Raw genomic sequence first — 3,820 nt, 5'->3', positions numbered from 1 at the left:
TGGCGCGCCTGCGGTGGGAGCGTCCGCCGAGGGGCTCCTCCGGGGGCGGCGCATCCGCGGGCGGCGGGGGGGGGGGGGGGGGCCCCCCCCCCCGCCCCCCCCCCCCCCCCCCCCCCCCCCCCGAAGAGAACGACCTCAGAAGACGAACGGCCCCGGCGACTGCGCCGACGTGGCGTTGCAGGTCGCGGTGATCCCGAGCACCACCACCTTCAGCGACTTGCCCTCGAGGCTGTCTCCGGCGGCGACGGTCCCGTCGAGCGGCCCGGTGGACACTTCGCCACCGGCGGGGATGGCCGGGTTGGACTTGCCGGTGAAGGTCGCCGTGTCCGAGCCGTTCTTGGTGAGGGTGAGCGTGGAGTCGACGGAGTTGGCGCCTATGTCGATGGGGGCGGTGATCGCCGATGTGGACACGCTGATGGTCGCGGCGGTGCCGTCCTGCGTGGCCTTGAGTGTCGCCGAACCGGAACCGTACGACCCGCAGTCGAACGAGATGGTCGCGGTGTCCGGCGTCACCGCGCTGGCCGCGGGAGCCATCACCATCGCGCCCACGGCGACGAGACCGACGCCCAACGCCGACCCGGCACCGAGCCTGCCGATGCCGATACCGAATCTGCCACGCCTGCCGAGCCTGCTGATTCCGAAGCTGCCATGCCTCATGGGGGGCCTGCCTTCAAGTGGGGGGAATGCGGGGGGAGAGAGGAACACCGGGAACTGACGGCTAGTCAGCATCCCGGACCGCTGCTCATTGAGGCACGGGCCGCCAGAGGTAACAAGGCACGCTTCCATGATTCTTGACATGCTACGGCCAATTCCAGCCGCGCGGCGCGCACCAGCGGCCGACCCGGCCGACGGTTCCAGCCGCGCGGCGCGCACCAGCGGCCGACCCGGCCGACGCCGCCCCGCCCATGCAAAATGGCGATCATGACATCGCCCGCCTCGCTCCCCTCGCCCCAGACCTTTCAGCCGGTCCTCGACCGCATCGCGGCCGAGATCGAGAAGACGCCGGGGCGCGGTCGGCCCGCCGACTACATCCCGGCGCTCGCCGCGTGCGACCCGCGCCGGTTCGGCATGGCCGTCGCGGAGCCGGACGGCACGGTGTACGGGGTGGGCGACTGGCGGCAGCCGTTCTCCACGCAGTCCATCACCAAGGTCTTCACTCTCGCGCTCGACCTGGCGCGCGAGGGTGACGCCCTGTGGGAACACGTCGGCCGCGAACCCTCCGGCAACCCCTTCAACTCCCTCGTCCAGCTGGAGTACGAGAACGGCATCCCGCGCAATCCCTTCATCAACGCGGGCGCGCTCGTCGTCACCGACCGGCTCCAGACCCAGACAGGCGACGCGGCGGAAACCCTCCTCGCGTTCCTCCGTACGGAGAGCGGCAACGACCAGCTCTCCATCAACGAGGACGTCGCCGCCTCCGAAGCCAAACACGGCGACCGCAACGCCGCGCTCGGCCACTTCATGGCGGCGTACGGGAACATCGACAACCCGGTCCCTGTCCTCCTCGACCAGTACTTCCGCCAGTGCTCCATCGAGGCCTCCTGCGCCGACCTCGCCCTGGCCACCGGCTTCCTGGCCCGCCACGGCATCCGCGCGGACGGCAGCCGCCTGCTCGACCGCAGCCAGGCCAAACACATCAACGCGATCATGCTCACCTGCGGCACGTACGACGCCGCGGGCGACTTCGCCTACCGCGTGGGTCTGCCCGGCAAGAGCGGCGTCGGCGGCGGCATCATCGCCGTGGTCCCCGGCCACTGCACGCTCTGCGTCTGGAGCCCCGGCCTCGACGAACGGGGCAACTCGGTGGCGGGCCTCGCGGCGCTGGACCGCTTCACCACGCTGACGGGGCTTTCGGTGTTCTGAGAGGCGGGCTGCGCGGGCAACATGCCCCTCGGGCCGTGTCGGTCACGCCGCTCCCGGCACCGGCTCCTCCGCACCGCTCTCCAGGGCGGCGATCTCCGCCAGGGACAGGCCCAGTTCGTCGTGCAGGAAGCGTACGACCGTCCAGTGCGGCAAGGCGTCCGCGTCGAACGGGCCGAACGCAGCGGTGTAGAGCGGGATCCAGCGCAGCGCCTCGCCGGCGGCCGTCTCGCGCCCCGGGTCCGCCTGGTAGGCGTCGTACGAGATGCTCCGGTGGTGGATGAAGTGGCTGCCGGGGAGCCGCTGTTCGCACAGTTCCCGGTACTCGCGGGTCTGCAGGATGAGGTAGTGCCAGATCTCGTCGATGTCCTGCTCGACGGGGAGGAAGAGGCCGCCGAGCCGGTCCGGGTGGCGGGAGACCAGGTAGAGGTAGCGGAGGCACTCACGGACCTGGTGGGTGACGACGGAGACGGCCGGGGCGTCGGGCTTCGCCGCGAAGTACCGGACCACCTCGTCGTGCAGGACGGCGCCGAGCAGTCCTTCGGCGGTGGGGGCCGTGTTGTTCATGCTGCCGGGTCCTTCGTGTTCGTGGTCAGCCAGGCGTACTTGCCGGAGCGTCCGATCGGTATCCAGGGGCGGTGCTCGACATGGCAGTCGCGTCCGGTCAACTCGCCGACAGACGCGGCCAGTTCGGATTCCTCATGGGGCTGGAGCGGCGAGCCGTCGAAGGTCGTGTACCGCAGCCGGCACCGGCCTTCGCCGGTCAGGTGCAGCTGGTGCAGGAAGACGCCGGGAGAGGCGGCGGTGATGCGGGCGTCGAGATCGGCCTGGGCGACGGGGCCTCGGGGCGTGGGCAGCAGTTCCTTCTCGCGTCCGCAGAAGGAGACGATCTCCGCGGGGTCGGTACTGCCGTCGCGGGTGCGGACGCAGTCGCCGGAGCGGTAGCGGACCAGCGGCATGTACGGGTTGCGGATGCTGGTGACGATGAGGCTGTGGATCGAACTGCCCGGCTCCACGGGGATCAACTCCACGCTCATGCCGTGCAGATAGGGCTGGTAGTGGCCGTCCGCGTCGCTGTAGAAGAGGTAGCCGAGTTCCGTGCTGCCGAACAGGTCGACCACAGGGCAGTCGAAGTGGGTGCGCAGTTGGGCGCGGACGTTCAAGGGCGTGTACTCGTAGGCGTGGACGATGCCGACGGGCGGCGGGAAGCTGTCCCACAGGCCCCATTCGGTGACTTTGCGGACCAGATGCGCCAGGTGGTAGCCGGAACAGTCAAGGAGGTACGAGCCCTTGGGGTGCGCGGCGCAGATCTCCCGGATCTCGGCGAGCATCCGCTCGACCTCCACGCGATCCCAACCGGCCGGATCCAGGTGGTTGTTGAGGTACAGCGTGCGGTCGTCGAGCCAGCGTTCACCCGGGGTCGCGCCCGGGTTGGCCGAGTTGACGCGGGCGACGTGCTCGGTGGCGAGGACGGTGGTCAGCGAGATCCGCCGGGCGCCGTCGTGCCAGGCGGCGCCGAGGTCGGGGTGTTCGCTCCACAGGCGGTAGTAGGAGCGGAGCAGGAAGTAGGGCGGCCGGATGAGCCTCATGCGGGCGTGGTTGGTCCCGGTGGACAGCACGAACTCGGCCTCGCCCGTCTCCAGGGCGTGGGCAAGGCCGGGGGTCATCCAGTTGGCGGGGAAGTCCCTGGCGATCTCCGGCTTCTCCAGGATCGGGAAGTCGCCGCTCTCGATGGACGCGCGATAGAGGGGGATGTTCCGCACCTGGTCCAGGACTTCGGCACTCGGCAGGCGGTTCAAGAGGGGCTCCGGGTCAGGCAGGGGGTGGGGGAAGAGGGGCGGGGGCGCCCCCCCCCCCCCGGCGGGGCCCCCCCCCCCCCCCAAAAAAACCGGCACACGTATTACCCCCCCAGTTAACTGGGGCCCCATAACCCCCACATACACCGCACCCCAAATTACCC

The 3,820-nt window shown here is 70.4% G+C and carries 4 protein-coding genes; 1 reads left to right on the top strand and 3 read right to left on the bottom strand.

The features are described 5' to 3' along the window. Positions 1-135: 135 nt before the first annotated feature. The gene (locus tag ACGFSB_RS04005; RefSeq protein WP_393393851.1) at positions 136-540 is read right to left on the bottom strand and encodes a hypothetical protein; all 405 of its coding nucleotides are present in this window, start codon (positions 538-540) and stop codon (positions 136-138) included. A gap of 372 nt (positions 541-912) precedes the next feature. Between ACGFSB_RS04005 and ACGFSB_RS04000 the strand changes: the two genes are divergently transcribed. Further along, a complete protein-coding gene (locus ACGFSB_RS04000; RefSeq protein WP_393393565.1) occupies positions 913-1,863 on the top strand; it encodes a glutaminase in 951 nt (316 codons plus the stop codon). A gap of 42 nt (positions 1,864-1,905) precedes the next feature. Here the strand turns inward: ACGFSB_RS04000 and ACGFSB_RS03995 are convergent, their stop codons facing one another. Together ACGFSB_RS03995 and ACGFSB_RS03990 are read right to left on the bottom strand one after the other, a co-directional pair. After that, a complete protein-coding gene (locus ACGFSB_RS03995) occupies positions 1,906-2,427 on the bottom strand; it encodes a hypothetical protein (RefSeq protein ID WP_393393562.1) in 522 nt (173 codons plus the stop codon). Beyond that, positions 2,424-3,659, bottom strand: coding sequence for a hypothetical protein (locus ACGFSB_RS03990; protein ID WP_393393559.1), 1,236 nt, complete (start codon positions 3,657-3,659; stop codon positions 2,424-2,426). Before ACGFSB_RS03990 ends, ACGFSB_RS03995 begins: the two co-directional genes overlap by 4 nt. Between the last annotated feature and the right edge of the window lie 161 nt (positions 3,660-3,820).

Source organism: Streptomyces sp. NPDC048441, assembly GCF_043200235.1.
In the GTDB taxonomy this organism is placed as follows: Bacteria; Actinomycetota; Actinomycetes; order Streptomycetales; family Streptomycetaceae; genus Streptomyces.
The sequence above is the reverse complement of the archived record's forward strand: the minus strand, read 5'-3'. Positions and strand labels throughout refer to the sequence as shown.

Bases quoted from the DNA above. Each gene is read 5' to 3' on its own strand.
- ACGFSB_RS04000 (WP_393393565.1), top strand. From the start codon at position 913: ATGGCGATCATGACATCGCCCGCCTCGCTCCCCTCGCCCCAGACCTTT.
- ACGFSB_RS03995 (WP_393393562.1), bottom strand. From the start codon at position 2,427: ATGAACAACACGGCCCCCACCGCCGAAGGACTGCTCGGCGCCGTCCTG.
- ACGFSB_RS04005 (WP_393393851.1), bottom strand. From the start codon at position 540: ATGGTGATGGCTCCCGCGGCCAGCGCGGTGACGCCGGACACCGCGACC.